Raw genomic sequence first — 15630 nt, 5'->3', positions numbered from 1 at the left:
CTTGGTTTTCTAAATTACACTTTTTCCACAATTACCCGGAATTTGAGATGAACCGCTGTTGTGCACAGTATGACTATGATTCTAAATATTATTATTTAAATTCTCTTATCTAGATAGTAGGGTTCAAATTCACGACTGTAGCAGGGCTGCTCTATTTTAAATATTCCTTTGTTGTAAGCTTGTTTATGTATTTCTGGAAGCATTTTAAAATTCTTTTTTCTTTCCTTCTCAGATCGTTTTAAAGATTCAAAATCGTGGGTTCCGGTTAACATCATAATTACTTCTATTTGTTCACATCGGTCATCAAGCTCTATAGTTGCAGGATCTATTCCAACATATTTAAAGGAAATTTTATTTTTGTTAGCGGGTATTTCAATTTTAAAGAAACCATCTAAATCTGTTTTTCCAATTTTAATAGTATCATTTATAAAGATTGGAACACCAGGTAAAGTTTCCAAATTATTATCAATTACTCTTCCTTTAATAATTTTATTTTGAGAATTCAAATGACCAATTGAAACTATAGATATTATAAGTAAAGCTAGTAATTTCTTCATTGCAGAATTTCTGTTTTCATATTGTGCACAACGGTCCCGGCTATCGCAAGTTGCGGGAGTAAGGACGCGGATTTGTCGGATTAGTTGTTTTAATAATTGGTCTCTAAAATAGCAATTTTCGGCTAACTACCCGTTATTTGCGATGAGCCGTTGTTGTGCTGCGTTTAATAAATGCAATTTTGTTTTTTAGAAAGGTAATTCCTCTTCTTCAAAAACGGAATTAAATAATTTTTGATTTATATTTTGTCTTATAAATTGTACTTCTCCTTTTCTCATTTCAAAAAAAACATCTTTAGTTCTAATTGTTTTTAGTGCTGGTTTGTTGGGATAATCAAAATAAAGAGAGTAGATGTATACCCACCATTCTTCCTCTAACTTTTCATCTATTAGTTCTTTAACGAGAGCAAAATATTTATCTAATTTCAGATCATTTTTTTTTGAATATTCATAGCAAAGTAGAACGGGTAAACAATCTCGATCTTCAATCAAATATTTAGAATAATTTTCAAAATCTTCGATTTGAAAATCATATTTAAGCGAAAGATGTATTCCCCATAATGCGACATCGGATCGGGAATATTCTTTATGTTCTTTTAAAATAGAATTAATCTCTTTTTCTATTAACTCAATTATATCATAATGCAAAGAGTTCTTTGAAAGTATTTCATCAAAGACATCAATAAAATATGGATATATAAAGCAAACTCTGGATAAGTACATTATAAGCAGTATGTATAGATCTCTATCATTATATACTTTTTTAGATAAGATTTTTACGGCATATTTAATAGCAGAATCATTTGGATCTTTCTGGGCCAAACGTATTGCTAAGTCTATAAACTCACTAACGTAGTTTGTATGCTTATTTTTTAATTCATCCTCTTCAAGGAAAGTATTCGCATATGATTTTAGTTGTCTAATCCAATCTTCTTCTATTGGTACTGGAAGTTCGATTATTTCCGTCTTTTTTTGATTTAAACGCAAATTGAAATTTTCTAATTCCTTACTCAATTTATTAATAAAAGTATCTGCCTCCTCTTTTGATTTACAATAACATTTAAAATCATCGATATATCTAAAATATTTGTAATCAGATAGTTTTTTGTCTATTTGTGATAATATTAGTTCAGAGAATACACTTGAAGTGTCTGGGCCAATTGGTATTCCAACTGTTTCGTTTCTTTGTGTACTTCTTATTGCAAAATCTAGTTTATTATACCATAATCTTTTATCATTATTTCCCTTAGCTTCTTTTTTCCCAACTAAAGCCCAAGGTACTGCGTGAGAATAAATACTAGGATAGCAATTAGCAATATCAGCATGTACTAAATATTTAGCTTCAAAGGATTTTTCAAGAGTTAGAAACTTCTGATCGTTTGTTTGATCATAAGATAACATTGAAACTAATCTTTTACTAAGATTATTCGGTTTAGGAATAATCATACTTCTATCGAAATAATCATCAACTTCTCCTATTTTATTTGAAATTTCCATCCAATTATTTCGAATAGCTTTTGCTAATCTATGATATGCAATCGGATGTGGAATATTTAAAATTCTTGGAGCATTATTATTTCTTGTTAGGTGGAAAACTATGTTGGAGAATTCATTTTTTTGATATTTTTTAATATCATTTTCTCTTACCCAAGATCCGAAAGTATGACTAGTAAAAATTTTATCAATTTTTTCAGGAAATAATCCGTAGTCTAATAACTTTTCAAAAACTTCTTCTTTGGTTAAATCGTTCATTTGAACTAGTTTAATATTAAATGCTGCACAACGGTCCCGGTTATCGCCAGTTGGCGGAGTAAGGGACGCGGATTTGTCGGCTTAGTATTTTGTTATTGGTCAAGATAATTATTTTCTTTCTAACGCTGCCGCTTATTGGCGATGAACCGTTGTTCTACGCTGTTTTTTTCTCTCTTAATTTGAAAGCTTTTATATGTGTATAAATTCCAATTCCTAAGAATATGAATAAACAAGGTATTCCAAAATATGTAAAAAATAGAGGTGGGAAAATCCATAGTATACCGCTAATAATAAATAAAATTATCAGCCATTTATTTATGTCAATTTTCTCGGCTAACAGATTATTTGAGATAGCATTTGTGACTCCTATTATCCAGCCCGCGAAGAGTAAATAATCACTGTTCATATTTGTACTATCGAAAATAAAAGCTAGAACCAATAGAGAATAAGCAAGAATCAATGTTGGTAGTGCTATCTTTTGAAGAGTAGACATTTTATCTTTTGAAGATTAATTTCAATCTATTATTTTTTATCAAATTTTCTAAATCCGAATAGTTAGCATTTGAAATATCTATTCTATTTAAAGGTCTATAAATTTCAAAATTCCCTACAGAATAATCATCTTTAATAAATTGATATAAATCTGTTGAGTCGATACTTCTCTGTTTGATATTTATTCTTTTCCAGCTTTTTTCAATAACGCCGTAGTTTAAATTTGACTTATTTATAATTATATCATTAGATTCTACTTTATAAAATAACTCTTGATAATCTCCATATTGATCTTCTATTTCCATCGTATAGAATCCTAATCCTATAAAACCAATCAAAGCAAAGATTGAAATTGTCAGAACTATTAATCCGTATTTAATTTTTATGTTCAAATTTTTCTAAAAAATTGCGTAGAACGGGTACGTATATCGACAAGTGGCGCGGAATAATGGATGCGGATTTGTCGGCTTAGTAATTATGTTTATTATGAAAACTAATTTAATACTTTTCTTTCAAACCCGCCATTTGCGATATACGTTGTTGTAAACTGGAGCGACAGAAATTAACTTAAATTAGAAAATAAATACTTTAATATTCTGTTTTTTACTGATACTCATAAACTTTTCCGCTGTCTTGAATTTCAATCTTTTCTATATCGATCAAAGCTATTTCTCTAGTCAGGTTCTGTATTAATCTTGATCTAGCGCCTTTTAGCGTATCATTTTGTACGATTACAGTGTCAAATAGTAATATATTCTTTTTTCCATCTTTTTTTGTGATTCTCATTTCTAGTTTAGGGGAGTTTTCCAATTTCACTTTATTACCTTTTTTATCGAAAACCTCAATAGATTTTATACTATTAGCTTCGTAATTAAGGTTTCGATTAGAATTGGATTGTGAATAAAAACCAGGATGGTTTATTTCAACTGTTTTGAGTTGTCCAGAATCAGATTCTGTCATTTGTTTTTTAAAACTTTCTACTGGAACGGTATAGGTTTTACATGAGCTTACCAAAAGAAGTATCCCTATTAAAGAAAAGAATTTTATTTTCATATAAGTTTAAGTTATTGAATTTTGAACCACGAAAAAATAGTTAAATAGATAATTGGTTTCTATTTTATTTTTCCTACTTTTTTTAAAATCAATAGAATTATAGACATTATTATTCCAAATGCAATTGCTGCATAGCCTCCATATTTATCTTTATTTCCACGGATAAAATAAGGTTGCTCATTTCTATCAATAAATTGTACCGTTTTATTTAATCTTGAATCAGTATTCTTTTGAAATGGGGTTTTCTCTGCGTAGTAAACAGTTATTTCATCTCCGATTTTAAGCTCATCTAATTTCTCAAATTTAGGACTAAAATCTCCTGTTTCTTTTCCCACAAAGATGTCAAAAATAACAGGAAAATCTACAATGTGTATGAATCTATGATTCCCTTTATTCCTATAATTTATCTCCTGAAAAGTCTTGTCGAAATAGTCTATTTTTCCTTTGATACTCTCGAATTCGGATTTGTCCTTGGTTCCTCTTGTTGTAAGATATAATCCAAAAACTGTAATAAGTAAACAGGCAAGAATTGATTTTTTAAAAATTGGTTTTTGTTCTGTTTTTGCCATTAATTTTGATTTTCCCCGGCAAATATCAATCAAAATTTAACATGCTAACTTTAAAATATTCATTTTGTTAATAAAATTATTTGGCAATTTTTAATTAAAAAACAGTATAGAATATGGTCTTTTAGAAGCGAAAATTATGTGGAGCTCTTGTTTACAACGGTTACGGTTATCGCAAGTTGCGGGAGTAGGGACGAGGACTTGTCGGATTAACCATTTTCTTTCTTGGTTTCTAAAATTACACTTTTTCGACAATACCCGTTATTTGCGATGAACCGATGTTAGGGCAAGTTATCTTTTATAATGCTTAAATATTTAAATTCTTCGTGATCTAAAATATCCATTTCGTTTTTCGTTGCCAATTTGATTCTATTTCTACACTTTATCAATCTTTCAATCATTGGCTGTATGTAGGAATTGCTATGATTTACAAATTCATATAAATCTTTACTTGAACTTGGCAATTTATATCCTTTGTTTGAACTTGAAATTAGAATGCCTTTATCTCTCAATTTTGCGACAACTTTACTTCTAAAGTAATGCATAGTAATTGTAGTGCTGCGAAATTGATCAATATGATTAATTAATTCATATGTGGAAACATATGTTTCTGGATTAATGTTGGTGAAATGGAATATCAAATACTTGAGAAAACTTCTTTGGTCAATTGTAGCTGGATCAGTTGAATCTTTGGTGTCATCTAAAAATTGACTGGCTAGATTAATTCCTAGATCTGAAATTGTTGGATTAAAATTTTCAAAATCTCTTCCTGGATCATACGCGTAAGGTTTGTAATCAGGTGGCCAGAATTTAATTTCTGTTATTTTGTCTTTTAAGGTTTCGAGGAATTTTGATATATTATCACTTAATTTTTTAGTTTCATAGCATCTTGCTAAAGTCCCGGTAATGATATCTGCTAATTGGACTATTAAACTTGATTTGCTATTAGATAACTTAAACTCTGCCTGTTCAAATAAATTTGGAATATGTTTTCGATTGATATATTTGATAAAACCTTCTTTAAATTCCTGACCTCCGTGTTCATCTGCGACAACTTCTAAATCAGGAAAAACTTTAAAGATTTCTCTATCTACTAGAGAATGAAGAAATTTATAAAATGAACCTTTGTAATTAAAGCCTTCGCCTTTTAATTCTCTTTTATCAATTACAACAGAAAATATATGGTAATCTATGTCATTTAATTCTTTGAGAACCTTTAACCTTCTCGTATCATTATCTCCTAAACCAGAAGATTTCATTTCTCCAGTTTGGAAATTCGTTTTTCGAATAGTTTCAATTTTTTCTTCTACGTTCTCTTTTTTACTACTATCGATTAAAATAGCTGTAACTATAAAATGAGTGCTAACTCCTTCTTTTTCGAAATCGAGTCCGTTATTTCCGAACTCATCTATGTAGGCTATTTGATTCTTCATTGATAATTTGCCCTAACGGTCTCGGTTATCGCAAGTTGCGGGAGTAGGGACGCGGACTTGTCGGATTAACTATTTTATTTCCTGGTTTCTAAAATTACGCTTTTCCGATTAAACCCGTTATTTGCGATCAACCGATGTTGGCAACTGACCTTAGTTGGTCCAATCTACAATCCTATTTTTCATGTTTTCATATTTAATTCGATAATTTATATAGAATAGGCAAGTCCATACTGCAGCCACTACTATACAAGTAATTGAAGTTAGAACAGTGGTGTTTTCAATTTCATTTTCAACCATCACTAATGAAAACAAAGTAATCAAAATCATTAGAATCAACATTATCGATATATAGCTTGCGACTTTTTCAAATCTCATTTCTAAGAAACCTGTCAGAAAATTCCAGCCTTTCAGTTTAGCAGAAATATCAGTTTTATTATTTGAAAAATCTACTTGAAATATGAGAGGTTTTGTAGTTGTTATTATAATGTTATTCTCAATCTCAGAGTAAGATTCGCAGTATTTTTCTAAATGCTCGGTTAGTTGTGATTTTTTATTCATTTTATATATCGGGTTATTTGACTTTTTTAGACTGGTCTGAGTTTATTAAGAAGCAACTTTTAATATTTTCTTTAAGTTCAAGTTTTCATTGGTTTGTTGCCAACGGTCTCGGTTATCGCCAGTTGGCGGAGTAAGGGACTCGGGTTTGTCGGCTTAGTATTGGTTTGTTGGTCAAGATAATTATTTTCTTTCTAACGCTGCCGTCTATTGGCGATTAACCGTTGTTGGCAACTGGCTAATTCTATACTCTATAATTAGAACTATAACTTTTAATCGTTATTTGGTCTTTCAGGAATGTAAACGAAATTAATTTCGATATCATTTTTATATTGAACTATCATAGAACATAACACTGAGACACTTTTTCCATTGTCAATAGCTGGTTTCATAATTGGCATTTTTCTAAGCACTCTCAAAATTTCAGCTTGAATCGTTAATTCTGTATTTCTCACTTTCATACCGGTTAGATTTCCGTTTTCAGTAATTATGAAAAAGGCTTCGACCTTCTTTGGTTCTGAAAGATTTAATTCTTTCAATAAACTTGAGTTAAATTCACTCTCTACAAATTTCGCTACTTTTTCCTTGAAGCATTCTTTTGTTTCTTTTTCTGAGAGATCTTCACAACCATCATACACTGGCGCAACTTCTACATCTTTTAATATTATACTATCGTCAGAAGTATAGATTGCCATACCATCATCTTGCGATACTATGCTGCATAAACTTAATAAAGCCTGTTCCTCTTTTGCCGTCACATTTCCTTGCGCCATCACTTGTTCCTGAACAGCATTTATTTTCGTTATTAAATCACTTTCTGTATTTTTCAAGGAGTTGGATTCTTCCTTACAAGAAAAGCATGATAGAACAACAAAAATGGCTAAAAAGCCAATTAAAGTTTGGAATTCAAATTTTATATTTCGGTTAAAATTGTATTTCATAAGTTTGGATGTTTTAGCTTGTTGCCAACGGTTACGGTTATCGCAAGTTGCGGGAGTAAGGACGCGGACTTGTCGGATTGATATTTTTGTTTCCTGGTTTCTAAAATCACACTTTTTCCGGAATACCCGTTATTTGCGATGAACCGATGTTGTAAAATGTAACAACACTATTAAATTAGTTTGAAGTAACAAATCCGATTAGTCCCAATCATGTTGTATAACTAATATTTTATTGAATTTGCTCTTAAAAGTCTAATGAATCATTATAGATCTTTTAGTTTCCTATATTCTTTTTGCATTTTGTATGGTCTTAAACCTACCTTTAATCTTCTACTATCTAACTCTTGAAAATCCTTAATATTTGTGCTGTCAGCAGAACTATAAATCCCATATGTATATTCATCAGTCCCCCTTTTTCTACTATCAATCATAGCGGCCAAAACATCTGTAGGTGCTTCTCCTTTTCTAATGTAATCTATTAACCTTGGTTTGAACCAGATTGTATCATCAAAATGCATTAAAAGAACTGTTATATCTGGCTGTTCCTGAAAATATCCATGTCCAACGATATTTGAATTTGGATAACCATATTGGTTAAAAATTTCTTTCAAACGTTTTTGATTAACGCTATCGATTTCTTCCCAAAGTTCAACATTTCTAACTCTCCTTACTCTTTGATCCTCTGCGATCATTGCTAAAATTTCCTTTCTAATTTCCATATTAATACCTGCTTGAAATTCCTTTTCTAATTCAGGTGCTTCCTTTTCAAGTTTTTTCCACTTAGGTGTGGCTTTCAATTCCTCAAACAATTGGTTGTTTTCGATGGAGGAGAAGGAGTCCCCTTTTTTTAACAGTGAATATAAATAAGGAAAAGCACCTTCTGGTTTCTCCAATCTAACATAAAGCTCCGCAAGTATTTTAATCTCATAAATTGGAGGTTGGTTTAAAAGTTCACACCTGGATTCAGCTTTTTTTAAAAGATCAAAAGATTTTTGATATTCCTTTCTCAGATAGGCAATTTCTGCTTGATAAACAGTTTGATAATATTCTTCAATATAATTACAACCTTTCTCTTCCTTTGCTGACACAGCTGAAAGAATTTTGTCTTCACTTCCATTTTTACAATTTGTAGTGATTAAAAGTATTGCACTTATTAAAATAATCTGTAATAATTTATTCATTATAAACTTTTTTAATTGTAAAGATTTCTATGTTGTTATTTTTTACAACGGTTTCGGTTATCGCCAGTTGGCGGAGTGAGGGACGTGGATTTATCGGCTTAGTATTGGTTTGTTGGTCAAGATAATTACATTCTTTCTAACCTTGCCGCTTATTGGCGATTAACCGTTGTTCTATGCTGTTTTTTCACTTCGACAATTGGTAATTAGTTACTAATACAGATGCAGAAATATGTAGAATTCTCTCAAGTTCTCTAATCATATCTACCGTTAATCTTTTCTTTTTATTTAAAATTTCTGAAACTCTACTTTTTCCTCCGATGACACCAACTAAATCCTTCTGTTTAAGATTCATTTCTTCCATTCTAATTTTTATAGCCTCAATCGGATCTGGAGCCTCAATTGGATAATGCTCATTTTCATAATTATCAATCATCATAGAAAGAATTTCCGCCTCGTCGCCCTCTTTAGAATTAATTGGAGCGTCAAATATCACTTCTAGTCTTTCTAAAGCCTTATCGTAGTCTTTATCGCTTTTAATAGGTTTAATTTTCATAGCTCTAATTTTTAAATTGTGTTCGCATCTATTTTATCATAATCAGTGTGTGTTCCGACAAACCGAATAAAAGCCCATTGTCTATCATAGTTAAACTTAACTACTAATCGGTATGAGTTTCCTTTAATGTTGAAAACAACTCTACTATTTTTTAAAATGCTAGCATTTACATACGTTTTCTTGATATCACTTGGAGAAGCCCAATTTGAACTTTTTGCTGTTTCGTACCAAGTTTTTAAATACTGTTCTGAATCAGAATGTTTTTTCCAGAATTCTCGTAATGTACTTTTTGCAATTATTCTCTTCATTTGATAAAATCTAAAACAAAGATAATTAAAGTTCTCATAAGTAGAACTTTTTAGTAGAAATCTTTCTGAGAAAATAGCATAGAACGGTTGCGGTTATCGCCAGTTGGCGGAGTAAGGGACGCGGGTTTGTCGGCTTAGTATTGGTTTGTTGGTCAAGATAATTGTTATCTTCCTAACGCTACCGTCTATTGGCGATTAACCGTTGTTATATGCTGTGTTTTTAATAGAATCTATTTGATTTGGGTTCAAAATTTGACAAATCGGGTTTTCCTTCGATTTTGATGAATTCTTCTTCCTTCTTTAAAACTTTATCTTGCTCATAACTGTCAGTTTGAGTTCTGCGGATTCCAGTTAGGAAATCGAGATTTTGATAAAAGATCTTACCTCGTCCATCTGATGCTACAGAATTATATTCCATTAATTTAAATTTTCCATCCCTATACTGGAAATTATGTTCAAAATGTCCACGTAATAGTTCGTGTTTAATCCAGAGATTCCTATCAATAATTTCGATTTCCCAAAATTCCTCTCCATCTGATACATTCCTGCCACTAGGAAAATCAGGAAGAATAGCTTTTTCGGTCATTAGAACCAGCTTCTTATTCTTATCATCCTCCCCGAAAAATATTTCCAGTCTATATGGTCTTTTTTCGTTGATGGTATCTTGAGTTACAGCAACAGAATCTAAGGTTTTATCGTTATTAATTTTTCCAATTTCCGACATCACAAAATGATCAAAATTAGATTCGTTTTGGGCGAACGAATTAATAATGGGAAGAAAAAATAAAAGAAATAGTAAGTTCGAATCTCTCATAAAATATAGCATATAACGGTCTCGATTATCGCAAGTTGGCGGAGTAGGGAACGCGGCGTTGTCGGCTTAGACCTGATTTGTTGGTGAATTTAATTATTTTCTAACTAACGGTACCGGCTATTTGCGATGAATCGTTGTTGTTGCCTGTTTTATTTTCTCCTATTTTGATGCCAAATTCCTTTTCATTTAATAATGTGTAAACTTCATAATTTGAAGTCAAATCATTTCTTAATTTTATTTTATGGCAGCAACCATTTATGCAATTTGAGATATCTAATTCTTTATTTTTTAAATCAAAAGTATAAATTTTAAAGGCTGGGTTATTTGCAACAATCTCCCATTTTATTAGAACTAATCCATTTTTATTTATAGAATAACAGTACTTATCCTGCCACGATTCTTTACTTTTTATTTGAAACGGAAAATCTTCATCAATTATTAAATGGGCGATGTTGTAAGGAGACCCGTGTCGTACTTCAGATATTATATTAAATCTTATTGAAAACGGATTTTTCATAAATAAAATTGGCTACAACGGTTACGGTTATCGCAAGTTGCGGGAGTAGGGACGCGGAATTGTCGGATTAACCATTTTCTTTCCTGGTTTCTAAAATTACACTTTTTCTGCAATACCCGTTATTTGCGATGAACCGATGTTATGCCAAGTAATTAAATTCTAATCTCAATTTGATTAAATAATTCCGGATACCTTTTCTTCTTTTTTCTTATCAGATTTGAGATATACATCAATAACTCCCTACTAGCTTCTATAGCATTTGAAGCTTCCTACTCACCTGGTTCAAAACCGGAATGAACTATTCTGTTTCTTATCTTATAGGTTCTATTGTACCAATTTGTTACCTCCGAGTATTCTAATGTCAAATCCCAATTGCCTCCTAATCTAGTAGGTATTTCAGTTTTTATAAGTGTTTTAAAAGCTGTTTTTTCAATTAAATCATCTATTTCGCCAATTGCTATTTGTCCTTTTTCTAAGAAATAACGATACAGCTTTTTAATTTTTACCTCTATAGCTATTTGAGAAAATATTATCGATTCAGAGAATAAACCTGACTTTAGTTTAAAATGTGCATTTAAAATATACTTCTCTGGAATATAAAATATATAGTCATTTGTTACTAGGTAATCATGAAATCTAACTAAGTTTCCCAGTTGCCGTTTTGATAAAGTTTCTTTATTAATATTGATATTATTAGGATTAGATAATATCCAATTTTTAACTTTCCAGTCTCTAGTTCTTATATGTTCGAAACTTTGTATTTCATTTAGATCAAATCGGGTTAAATTATACACATCTTTATCTTGAAAATGAATAGCATAGGCTGTTATAATAGAATTGAGGTGTTCTAATGATTTTGAAAAGTAAAATTGCAGTTCAGGGACAAAAGTTTTTTTTGGATTGTCTTCGCTCTCTATTTCTGTGAAATCAAATTTTTCAGAAAACAAACATAAATTTACTACGGTTACCTTAGTATCTACATCTTCAACTCCATCGTAAACTCTGACGGAATAAACTTTTTTTCTCGATGAAAAATATAGCATTGAAGAAAAATTTAAATCTTCAAAAGGCTGAAATGTATTATAACCATCTTGAACTGGAATATGAAATGGTAATTCTATTTCATTTTGATAAATCTCTTTATAAGGTATTTTCATCTCATCAAGATAATCTCTAAAATGATTTTCGAAAGTGTCTTTATTTAATAGAGTTTCTCTCAATGATTATTTGGCATAACGGTCTCGGTTATCGCCAGTTGGCGGAGTAAGGGACGCGGATTTGTCGGCTTAGTATTGGTACATTGGTCAAGTTAATTATTTTCTTTCTAACGCTGCCGCTTATTGGCGATTAACCGTTGTTGCCCACTGGTTTTTTATTGAAATATCATTTGTCGAATTGATTTTTCAGTCAGTTTGATATATTCTTCTCCATAGCCCTTTAGTTCAGAATTTGTTTCTAAAAGCAATTTTGAGTTTTGGTAATAATATTCTTTTTCAATTGGTTTGTTTTTTCTTTTACCACGATAAAAATCTACTTTTAGTTTGGCAAAAATCAGTTCTCTGTTTTGATAATAAAACTCAAATTTTTGATATCTTTTGTAACCAGCTTCATTGTATAAAATTCGGATAGGAGGATTATCATTTTGTTTTTCATATAAATAATAGGCTTCCCAACCTCCATTTTTCATAAGTAAACTTTTATAAATAATAGGTCCTTCCGCAATTCCTTCTGAGTAATTTTTTTCTGTCCTGTTGGTTAAGGAAACTATCGAGTCAATTTTATTTACTTCCTCTTTTAATTTTGGTTTAAGGTTTTGTCCAGATATTAGGAAGGGTAAGAATAGAAGTCCTATAAAATATGTTATTCTCATTATGTGAAAACTTGTGGGCAACGGTCTCCTTTACTTCGCTTATTAATAAATATACCTTTGAGATGAAGAAGGAGGAGAACTAAAACGGTCTCGAGATTACAGATCCAATAGCCGTAAGAGTCCTCCATTCTTCATACGGGCAGCAAGAACCATTTGGAATACCAGGTCTTATTATGGACCCGTTAAAGGAGTTAGTTAATGCGCCCTTCAAATAATAATTTTTTAAAAATATGAAAAATTACCAAGAAGTAATCGGAATTGATGTTTCAAAAAACAAGTTAGATGCCTATGCTTACAATCGTAGTTCCCATCGGGAGTTCAGTAATGATGTGAAGGGTTATAAAGCCTTGTTGCAATGGGCTAACGGTAAGGAACAAAAAGTGTTTTTCTGTTTTGAGAATACCGGTCATTATTCCTTGAAGTTAGCGTTGTATTTATCTTCAAAGAAGCAGGTATATGTACAGGAAAATCCTGTAGTAATCAAACGTTCTTCCGGAGTGATCAGAGAGAAGAATGACGTGGTAGATGCCATGATGATCGCCAGGTATGGCTGGCTTCACCGTGAGGAACTTTCACCGAGTGAGCTGAAAGATAATGAACTATTAGAAGTAGGCAGGTTGCTGGCTTTGCGTGATCAGCTGGTTCGTAGTCGTACGGGATTGAAGAATACCCTTTCAGAGCTGAAAAAGTTGCTCAGCAGCAGTTCTACAGATACCTGTTGTAAAACGCTTGTAAGCTCTATTACTCACCTGACTTCTCAAATAAATAAAATAGAGAAGCAACTAAAATCACTGATAAAGACTTCTGAGGCATTATCGCAAAATTATAAGTTGATCACTTCTTTAAAAGGTGTTGGTTTAGTTGTAGGCGCCCAGTTGCTTTATCACACCAATAATTTTGAACGCTTTAATAGCTGGCGCCAATTCTCCAGTTATTGTGGGACGGCTCCCTTTGGTCATAGTTCGGGAAGCAGTATTCACAAAAAGCGAAAATGCCACCCGATGGGAGATCGGCAAATGAAGAGCCTGCTTAGCATGGCGGCCTGTACAGCCATTCAATATGACAGTGAATTACGGCAATATTATAAGAAAAAGCGGGAGGAAGGTAAGTTAAAGATGATTGCGCTAAACAATGTCCGCAATAAACTGTTATCCAGAGTGTTTGCAGTGGTGAAGAGAGGAACGCCTTATGTGGAATTACAAAGATTTGCAGCCTGAAAAAATTAGCACAAAAGGCTTGGATTTAACCTTGGAATACGGTTATCGCCAGTTGGCGGAGTAAGGGACGCGGATTTGTCGGCTTAGTATTGGTTTGTTGATCAAGTTAATTATTTTCTTTCTAACTGTGCCGGCTATTGGCGATTAACCGTTGTTGGCTTTAGTTATGTCGATAATCAAAGTCGAGTTCAAAGTTTTGGTTTAAAGTATCGATAGATTTTATAACAAACTTCATTTCTCCTTTTTTATAAGACGTTTCACCCACATAATCAATAGGCTGTATATAATATTTCCTGTCCTTCCAATCAAAAAATCGAACAAAACCATAGTGATATGCCGATGGAACATTTACCCAAACCGTTTGAGATTGTTTTTTGACTACTTCATAAGTAAGAACGGTATCAGGTAATCCGATTGTAACATTCTTTAAATCAAAATTAGTCGAATTATTGAGGCTGAATTTTAAATCTTTTCTAACCTCGATTATTTCCGCTTCTTTTTTGTCCGCCTTTAATTCTTCATTGTCTACATTATCTTTCTTTTCCATTTTACAACTGCAAAAGAAAAGTCCGATTATTAATATGAATTGAATTTTCATCATAATTAAAGCCAACGGTTACGGTTATCGCAAGTTGCGGGAGTAGGGATGCGGACTTGTCGGATTAAATATTTTCTTTCCTGGTTTCTAATATTACACTTTTTCGATAAAACCCGTTATTTGCGATGAACCGATGTTGTGCATAGTTTTGTTAATGCTCCTTGTAATTTAAATTTTGTAACCTATTTTTTATTTCCTTATCGATTTTAGCTTTTGAAGTGTAAAAAGCTAGAACATTTAAAGATTCGGGAAGTGGTTGCATTATAAAATTATCGAAATTTACATTGGTTTTATATATTCTTAATTGCTCAAGCGATTTTAGATTTATTAGACCTGATAATTTTGTAAAGGATTTACAATTGATCAATTTGAAGTTTTTTAAATATTCTAATGATGTATGGAAATGAAGTTCCTTTAATTTAATCTGGTCTTCAATCAGTAAGCTTTTAAGTTTTTTAAATTTTGAAACATTTTCAAAACTATTAAATCCTCTTACTCTTATTATTTCTAATTCCTCTATATTATTTTCTTCTATTTCTTCCAAATTTTCTCGTCCACCTAATATGATTTTTAAGGTTTTTAAGTTGATTAAAGAATTAATGAAATCTAACTTAACCTTAGAAATAGAATTTAAGCTTAAATAGGTTAGATTATTTAAATATTTTACTTTTTCAATATTTTTAGTATGACCAGAAATAATTAAAAACTTAAGCTTCTCATATTCTATTAAATACTCAAGATTTAAGACTTTTGTCTTAGTATCTCCAATAATTAAATCAGTTAAATTTTTAAAATTTTTGGAATCCAGTATCTCAGTTTCTTCAAGTTCGTAAATACCCAAACTCAATCTTTCAAGATTTTTTAGATTTGAAACTTGATTAAGATTTTTGCCTTTTATTATACAATCAATATATAGCGATTTTACGTTAGGTATATTTTTTACTATATCACAATCAAAGATTTTGGAATAATGACCATAAAACCTAATACTAAAATTTTTATCATATTTTGAACATAATTTATTGAGTTTGGAAAGTATTTTCTTAGAATAAATTTCATCAGAAAATTGAATAAATACGTGATCACCTTCTTTTAGGTGACTTTCAATCAATTTTTGATCAATTTTTTTCGGATTATCTATTCTTCTCTGTATTTCCATCAAAATTATGCACAACGGTTACGGTTATCGCAAGTTGCGGGAGTAGGGACGCGGACTTGTCGGCTTA

General features: G+C 31.3%; 18 protein-coding genes. 1 reads left to right on the top strand and 17 read right to left on the bottom strand.

Translation table 11 applies throughout. The annotated features are described in order from the left end of the window. Positions 1–95 precede the first annotated feature (95 nt). The 15 genes from JM79_RS10610 to JM79_RS10540 all read right to left on the bottom strand — a co-directional run bounded on the left by JM79_RS10610 (position 96) and on the right by JM79_RS10540 (position 12589). Positions 96–557, bottom strand: a complete 462-nt coding sequence (locus JM79_RS10610; protein WP_141878125.1) for a carboxypeptidase-like regulatory domain-containing protein — start codon at positions 555–557, stop codon at positions 96–98. Between the two features lie 186 nt (positions 558–743). After that, a complete protein-coding gene (locus tag JM79_RS10605; protein WP_141878124.1) occupies positions 744–2306 on the bottom strand; it encodes an RNA-directed DNA polymerase in 1563 nt (520 codons plus the stop codon). A gap of 494 nt (positions 2307–2800) precedes the next feature. After that, complete coding sequence (locus JM79_RS10600) at positions 2801–3190, bottom strand: hypothetical protein (RefSeq protein ID WP_141878123.1); 390 nt, start codon at positions 3188–3190, stop codon at positions 2801–2803. Positions 3191–3401: 211 nt separating this feature from the next. Next, positions 3402–3851 (bottom strand): hypothetical protein, encoded by a 450-nt coding sequence (locus JM79_RS10595; protein ID WP_141878122.1) that lies wholly within the window; start codon positions 3849–3851, stop codon positions 3402–3404. A 59-nt stretch (positions 3852–3910) separates the two neighbouring features. Beyond that, positions 3911–4420, bottom strand: a complete 510-nt coding sequence (locus JM79_RS10590; RefSeq protein WP_141878121.1) for a hypothetical protein — start codon at positions 4418–4420, stop codon at positions 3911–3913. A 278-nt stretch (positions 4421–4698) separates the two neighbouring features. Beyond that, positions 4699–5850: a DUF3800 domain-containing protein gene (locus JM79_RS10585; protein ID WP_141878120.1), complete on the bottom strand. Its 1152-nt coding sequence runs from the start codon at positions 5848–5850 to the stop codon at positions 4699–4701. Positions 5851–6000: 150 nt separating this feature from the next. Then, positions 6001–6408 (bottom strand): hypothetical protein, encoded by a 408-nt coding sequence (locus tag JM79_RS10580; RefSeq protein WP_141878119.1) that lies wholly within the window; start codon positions 6406–6408, stop codon positions 6001–6003. 269 nt (positions 6409–6677) lie between these two features. Then, on the bottom strand, positions 6678–7346 hold the full coding sequence (locus tag JM79_RS10575) for a hypothetical protein (protein WP_185739486.1): 669 nt from the start codon (positions 7344–7346) through the stop codon (positions 6678–6680). 263 nt (positions 7347–7609) lie between these two features. After that, on the bottom strand, positions 7610–8527 hold the full coding sequence (locus JM79_RS10570) for a hypothetical protein (protein WP_141878118.1): 918 nt from the start codon (positions 8525–8527) through the stop codon (positions 7610–7612). 184 nt (positions 8528–8711) lie between these two features. Then, complete coding sequence (locus JM79_RS10565; protein ID WP_141878117.1) at positions 8712–9080, bottom strand: transcriptional regulator; 369 nt, start codon at positions 9078–9080, stop codon at positions 8712–8714. Positions 9081–9091: 11 nt separating this feature from the next. Beyond that, positions 9092–9388 (bottom strand): type II toxin-antitoxin system HigB family toxin, encoded by a 297-nt coding sequence (locus JM79_RS10560; protein WP_141878116.1) that lies wholly within the window; start codon positions 9386–9388, stop codon positions 9092–9094. Positions 9389–9608: 220 nt separating this feature from the next. Then, positions 9609–10115 (bottom strand): hypothetical protein, encoded by a 507-nt coding sequence (locus JM79_RS10555; protein WP_185739485.1) that lies wholly within the window; start codon positions 10113–10115, stop codon positions 9609–9611. A 187-nt stretch (positions 10116–10302) separates the two neighbouring features. Further along, positions 10303–10719 carry a hypothetical protein gene (locus JM79_RS10550; RefSeq protein WP_141878114.1) on the bottom strand — a complete coding sequence of 139 codons (417 nt, stop codon included), beginning with the start codon at positions 10717–10719 and terminating at the stop codon, positions 10303–10305. 269 nt (positions 10720–10988) lie between these two features. After that, complete coding sequence (locus JM79_RS10545) at positions 10989–11939, bottom strand: hypothetical protein (protein WP_141878113.1); 951 nt, start codon at positions 11937–11939, stop codon at positions 10989–10991. Between the two features lie 152 nt (positions 11940–12091). After that, the gene (locus JM79_RS10540) at positions 12092–12589 is read right to left on the bottom strand and encodes a hypothetical protein (protein WP_141878112.1); all 498 of its coding nucleotides are present in this window, start codon (positions 12587–12589) and stop codon (positions 12092–12094) included. A gap of 230 nt (positions 12590–12819) precedes the next feature. Between JM79_RS10540 and JM79_RS10535 the strand changes: the two genes are divergently transcribed. Continuing rightward, a complete protein-coding gene (locus JM79_RS10535; protein WP_141878058.1) occupies positions 12820–13806 on the top strand; it encodes an IS110 family transposase in 987 nt (328 codons plus the stop codon). A gap of 160 nt (positions 13807–13966) precedes the next feature. Here JM79_RS10535 and JM79_RS10530 read toward each other — a convergent pair whose 3' ends face one another. Next, positions 13967–14353: a hypothetical protein gene (locus JM79_RS10530; protein ID WP_141878111.1), complete on the bottom strand. Its 387-nt coding sequence runs from the start codon at positions 14351–14353 to the stop codon at positions 13967–13969. Between the two features lie 202 nt (positions 14354–14555). Then, positions 14556–15563: a hypothetical protein gene (locus JM79_RS10525; protein WP_141878110.1), complete on the bottom strand. Its 1008-nt coding sequence runs from the start codon at positions 15561–15563 to the stop codon at positions 14556–14558. Positions 15564–15630 lie beyond the last annotated feature (67 nt).

Origin of the sequence: Gramella sp. Hel_I_59, from assembly GCF_006714895.1 — a bacterium.
Classification (GTDB): domain Bacteria; phylum Bacteroidota; class Bacteroidia; order Flavobacteriales; family Flavobacteriaceae; genus Christiangramia.
This window is presented reverse-complemented; position numbering and strand designations above follow the sequence as displayed.